The 5,704-nt window shown below is 67.4% G+C and carries 5 protein-coding genes; 4 read left to right on the top strand and 1 reads right to left on the bottom strand.

Translation table 11 applies throughout. From position 1 onward, the window contains the following. The 4 genes from EB084_18305 to EB084_18290 all read left to right on the top strand — a co-directional run. A partial coding sequence (locus tag EB084_18305) for a hypothetical protein (protein ID NDD30213.1) occupies positions 1–306 on the top strand: 306 nt, incomplete at its 5' end. 43 nt (positions 307–349) lie between these two features. After that, positions 350–1,981 (top strand): hypothetical protein, encoded by a 1,632-nt coding sequence (locus tag EB084_18300; GenBank protein ID NDD30212.1) that lies wholly within the window; start codon positions 350–352, stop codon positions 1,979–1,981. A 138-nt stretch (positions 1,982–2,119) separates the two neighbouring features. After that, positions 2,120–2,626, top strand: a complete 507-nt coding sequence (locus EB084_18295; protein NDD30211.1) for a hypothetical protein — start codon at positions 2,120–2,122, stop codon at positions 2,624–2,626. Positions 2,627–2,628: 2 nt separating this feature from the next. Beyond that, positions 2,629–4,545 carry a xylosidase gene (locus EB084_18290; protein ID NDD30210.1) on the top strand — a complete coding sequence of 639 codons (1,917 nt, stop codon included), beginning with the start codon at positions 2,629–2,631 and terminating at the stop codon, positions 4,543–4,545. Between the two features lie 208 nt (positions 4,546–4,753). Here EB084_18290 and EB084_18285 read toward each other — a convergent pair. Beyond that, positions 4,754–5,704 (bottom strand): hypothetical protein (locus tag EB084_18285; GenBank protein NDD30209.1); only part of this gene is annotated, 951 nt, incomplete at its 5' end.

Below are 5,704 nucleotides of genomic sequence, written 5' to 3'. Positions count from 1 at the left end.
GGCTATGGCAACGGCTATGGCAACGGCTACGGCAACGGCAACGGCAACGGCTATGGCAACGGCTATGGCAACGGCTATGGCTGCGACCCGATGATGATGCAGATGATGGCGATGCTGAGCCAGATGATGCAGATGGAGATGCAGGCGGTGCTCCAGATGCAGGCCCAGCTCCAGGCGCAGCAGGCCGAGCAGATCGGCGCAAGCCGCGATCTCTTCGGCGGCTCGATGTTCGGTGGCTCGATGTTCGGTGGGATGCCGATGATGGACCCGACCAGCGCCGCGATGCAGATGGCCTTCTTCGGCTGAGCCGCGCAGCTTCGAAGACGCCGACTGACCGTCCCCGACGACGGTGCGCGACCTGTCTCGGCTCAGGGGGGATGCGCTCGAAGAGAGCGAATCCCTCTTCGCGTTTCAGGAGGTTCTCATGTCGTCGGAAGGTACCCGTTCGGAGTCCACCACCCGTCTCATCGAGGTGTGCGTCGACGCCGCGGCTGGGCGCTGCAGCACGGCCACGGTAGAGGAGATGGTCCGAGAGCGAGAGGAGGGGCTCGAGCGGAACGCCGTGGCCTTCAATCGCAATCTCGCGGCCGAATCTGCCGCGTTCAATGCGTCGGTGGGGCCCGCCGCCGATGCCGTCCGAGAGGCCTTTCGCCAGTACGGTCACGGGCTTGGTCTTGTGCGCCGATGGCTCAGCGAGGGAGGAGCCGAGGGGCTCGAGCAGGCGTGCCGACAGCTGGTCCGAGCCGGTGATGGGGTTCTCGATGCCCTCGAGCATTACGAGATGGCGGTTCTGACCGCGCGCGGCCCCACCGATCACCCCATCTTGAACGCCCTGCTTCGCGCCGCCGCCTCGCCTGCCCCGAACCCGGCGTCCCTGGCCCCCTTTGTGGAGCAGGTCAGAGCCCTGGTCACCGCATGCAGCGATGCACCGAGGGGTGCACCTCCCCTCGTGGAGAGATTGCGTGCGGGCGCCCCCGACTATCTCGACGCGCTCGCTGACTTCGAGGGTTTTCTTGCCACGCGCGATGAGGCGCTTCTGCGCAGCGGCGCGGCGCGCATCGCCGAGACCGCCAGACGACTTCATGATGGCGCGGCCGTGCTGAGAGAGGCGGCCGCTCGTCCCGGACCCACGCGTCTGTCGCTGGCCAATGCGCTCATCAATGCGAGAGATGCGATCGTGGGCGGGCAGGTGCCCATGGCACTCATCGCAGAGGTCACGGGGGCGCTGGAGCAGGCCTTCGCCACGCTGCGCATCGGTCTCGCCCGTCCGCTTCGCGCGGGTGGAACGGCGCTCTTCGAAGAGGAGGCCAACCGCGCGCGGGAGGCCATGACCCTTCATGAAGATGCGCTGGCAGATCTGACCCGCTACATCGAAGTGGGCGATGCCGACGCGTTTGCTGCGGCCTGTGAGAAGCTCGAGGCCGCACTTGCGGCGCTCGATGAGGCGCAGAAGGGGTTCGAGCTGGTGGCGGAGCGCGATTCGAAGCGCGACTGTCCGTGGTGTGGCTGTGCCAATGATCTGAGGCGTTCGAACTGCCTTGCGTGCGGTCGGCTACTGCCCCGGTGGACCGACAGCAGTGGGCCGAGCAGCACCTTCTCCGTGGCGGAGGATGGAGATGTCTGGTTTGAGCCAGGCAGCGGATCGCACGAGCACATCGAGCGTCTCGTGAAAGCCGCGGAGGCCCTGGAGCTGGGCGAGATCGGCTTGTCGATGTTCGCCGCCGAGCTCGACGCGTTCGAAGCACGCCTGCGAGCGGGAGAGGCTCGCCTCGTGCGGCGACCTCACACCGAGACGCAGGTGGCGCCCGCGGCCGAGGCCATCCGCGTCATCAGCCAGGGTGTCGAGCTGCTGCGCGCGTATGTGTCTTCCTCGGAGCCGTCGATGCTGCACGGCGGCCTGCAGCGGGTTCGTGATGGCGCTTCGTCGCTTCACGCGGCGCAGAAGGCCGCGCGTGAGGCGCTGGGTCAGCAGCGCGATTGACGGTCGGTGGCCGGAACCCGGAGAACCGGAAACATTCTGAGGCTTGTTCCAGTGCTGCGGCGCTGGCATACTCTCGCTGGCCCCATCGGCCGTAGCACGTTCGCGCATGCGCGGGCGACGAAGAGAGAGAGACCTGTCATGATTGCGACTGTTCCTGTTGCGCAGCCCCTGCGCCTCCGTTCTACCCCCGCCGCCGCGGCATCGGTGGGCGCGCCACGCCAGCAGGGCCCGTCTGATGTTTTCACCGCTCACAGCCCTGCTGCAGCACCGTCAGGGGCCAGCGCGTCTTCGTCATCTCGGAGCCGCGCCGCCCGCATACTGATCGGCGCCGCCGCCGGTGCCGCCTACGGCGCGGCGGTGGGATCCGGAACGGCCCTCGCGTACGCCGCGGCCGGGCTGAGCACGGGGACCATGATCCACATGGGCCTTATCGTTGCAGGCGGCGCGGTCAATGCGCCCCTTCTCGGCAAGCTGCTCGAGTCAAAGGTCGAGCGCCCCACGAACTTCGTTCTCGGGGGCATGATCGGGGCGGGTGTCACCTGGGGAACCTCCGCGTTCGGCCTCATGGGCAGCCCGGTCATCGGCGCAGTTGCGGGCGGCCTTGCCGGGGCCTTCTACGGTGGGCTGGCGGGCGCGATCTCCTGACGATGGCGGCGAGGCGAGAGACCGTCTCTTCCGGCCCTCAGGTCGGGATCGTGAAGTGCCGCACGTTCCCAGCGTCTGACTGCTGCGTCTGGCCGCGATTGCTGCCGCGGCTTGCGCGCGCCACCATCGCTGTTGCTCTCGCGGTGCTGTCGGGCCTCTGTGCACCCGATCTCCCGCTGGAGGCAGCGCCCTCCGGGGAAGGCGCTTCACAGGTCGATCAGCCGTTGCTCGTCCGAGAGAGGCCCCGAACGTGGTGCAATCCCATCGATCTCGACTACGCCTTTGCGCCCCGCCGCGATGCGCCCGGTGAGAACACGGCCCATCGCTCCACCGCCGATCCGGCGTGTGTTCGGGCCCAGGGGACGTTTGTTCTGGTCTCGACCAATCAGGAAGGGTACTGGTTGTCGGACGACCTGCTGACCTGGCGTTTCGTTGCGCACGCGTTCAAGCCCAACGGCAGCAACGATCAGGTCTGCGCGCCGGGTCTCTGGGCCACGTCGAAGGGGGTGCTGCTGCTGCCTTCCTTCGGCGAGGCAGACGTGATGCCGCTCTATCTGACCAACGACCTCGCGGGGGGGGCGTGGCGGGAAGCGGTATCCGATTTCCCCGTCAAGACATGGGATCCATCGCTGTTCCAGGATCACGATGGGCGAACCTATCTCTACTGGGGGTCCAGCAACCTGTATCCGATTCGGGGGACCGAGCTCGATCAGCATGCGCTGCGCCCCATCGGCTCTCCCGTCGACCTCATTCGTCTGTCGCCGGGTCTGCACGGGTGGGAGCAGTTCGGGGAAGACAACCAGAATGGCCAGATGCGCCCCTTCATCGAAGGGGCCTGGATGAATCGCTTCGGAGACCGGTACTATCTGCAGTACGGGGCCCCTGGCACCGAGTGGAACATCTATGGTGACGGCGTCTACGTGGGCGACCACCCCCTCGGTCCCTTTGTCTATCAAGAGCACAACCCGTTCTCGTGGAAGCCGACCGGCTTCATCCGCGGCGCGGGGCACGGGTGCACGTTCACTGACGTGCACGGCAATGTCTGGCACATGGCAACCATGGTGGTGAGCGTGAAGCACAAGTTCGAGCGCAGGCTCGGTCTCTTCCCGGCGGGGGTCGACGCGGATGGCGTGCTGTTCTGTGATACCGCATTCGGCGACTACCCGCACCGCATGCCCCGAGCCGCGCACGACCCTCACGGCACGTTCACCGGATGGATGCTGCTCTCGTACCGGAAGCAGGCTTCCGCATCGGCATCGGCATCAGGCCACGATGCCCGCCTCGCGTTCGACGAGGATGTCAAGACCTGCTGGAGCGCGCCGGATGCGAGCGCGGGGCAGTGGCTCTCGGTCGATCTCGGCGGGCCGCGATTCGTGAACGCCGTGCAGGTGAACTTCGCCGAGGAGCACGCTGCAGCGTACGGCAAGCAGCGAGGGGCGCGTCACCGCTACCGTGTCGAGCGGTCAGACGACGGGCGTGCCTGGCGCCCCCTCATCGATCGGAGCAAGAGCGAGCGCGAGTCGCCCCATGCCTATACCGAGCTCACGACGTCGGTGCGCACCCGATTCCTGCGTGTCGTCAACGTCGAGATGCCCACCGGGCGCTTCGCCATCAGCGACCTGCGCGTCTTCGGGCGGGCCGCGGGCTCGCAGCCCAGCCCTGTGTGCGGTCTTCAGGTGACGCGTGACGCGAGCGATAGACGCAGTGCGACCCTTGCCTGGCAGGCCGTGGACGGTGCGTATGCCTACGAGGTTGCCATGGGGATCGCGCCAGACAAGCTCTATACGTCGTTTCTCGTGTACGGCGATACGAAGTACACGCTCCACGCGCTCGGACTGCGATCGCGGTACTGGTTCCGCGTGCGCGCGGTGGGGGAGAGCGGCCTCTCTGAGACCGGGCAGGTCGTGCGCGCCGACTGAAGCGCCCCCCGTCGATTCCTCGGGCCATCCCCCCAGAACGGTCAAGGGTATAGGGTATAAGCCCAAATGGGCTTCTACTGTCGGGTATAAGCCCAAATGGGCTTCTACTGTCGGGTATAAGCCCAAATGGGCTTCTACTGTCGGGTATGAGCCTGTCTGGTGCGATGGCGTGGCGCGCCGATCTCCCCACATTGCGCTGCCGCTGAGATCAGAACAGGCTCCACTCGTCGGCTTGCTGCGCCTGACGGGAATGGTGGCCTCGGGCCGAGAGAATCGGCGCTTCAGGCTCGTCTTCCATCACGTGCTGCGCGATGACCGTTCCGATGTAGCCCACCGCGCCGACTCCGCCGACGATGGGGGCGGCCGGGCCTGTGAACGGGGCGGCGATCATCATGCCGCCGAACACTATCTTTGCGGCTCCGAACGCCTCGTGCATCTCAGCTTGTTCTTCTGCCTTGTCGAGAACACGCATCACGTTGCGGTACTCGCGCATCACGGCTCGGTCTGCCTTGCCGGCGTGCTGGAGCTGGGCGAGACGGTGCTGGGCCACCGCCTGGAGCGCTTCGATTCCTTCGCTGCTTCGCCAGCCCGTGTAGACGTCAACCCCACCGTCGAGAACGGCGAGGGCGCCGCCCACGATGGAAAGGGGGGCCGCAACCGCCGCGGCCGTGCGCGCAATGCCACCGATCTGCGCGGCTCTTCCTCCGATCTGCGCCGCCTGCGCGCCCATCTGCGAGGCCTGCGCGCCCATCTGGGCGGCCTGGGCGAGGCCGGCGGCGTTGTGGGTGGCCGCGGCGACCGCTCCGGCACTTCGCGCAGCGGCCCCCATGCCCTGTGCGGCGGCGCCGAGTCCGCGTGCGGCGGCACCCAGCGCCAGGGCCGAGTGCGCACCGGTGATGGCGACGACGGACGCGCCCGCCATGCCCACGGTGCCGATGGTCGCGCCAGCGCGGCTGCCCACCTGCAGCTCGCGAAGCAGGTATGGGTTCCCCATCTGATGCTGGCGCACGTATCGGTTCACCGCATCGGTGATCTCATGGCTCGCGCGGCGCTGTGTGCCGCTGTGAACAGCCTGCGCGCCGCGGCTGCTCGGGGAGTGCGTCGCGGGCGGGTGCGCGGGAGCGGGAGGTTTATACGCGTTGAGGAAGGCGGGCAGCGG

It is taken from the genome of Pseudomonadota bacterium (genome assembly GCA_010028905.1).
Lineage (GTDB): Bacteria > Vulcanimicrobiota > Xenobia > RGZZ01 > RGZZ01 > RGZZ01.
Note: the sequence above shows the minus strand (reverse complement) of the source record. Positions and strands in the feature narration are given on the sequence as shown.

Coding starts and splice junctions, on each gene's coding strand:
- EB084_18295 (NDD30211.1), top strand. CDS start 2,120: ATGATTGCGACTGTTCCTGTTGCGCAGCCCCTGCGCCTCCGTTCTACC.
- EB084_18290 (NDD30210.1), top strand. CDS start 2,629: ATGGCGGCGAGGCGAGAGACCGTCTCTTCCGGCCCTCAGGTCGGGATC.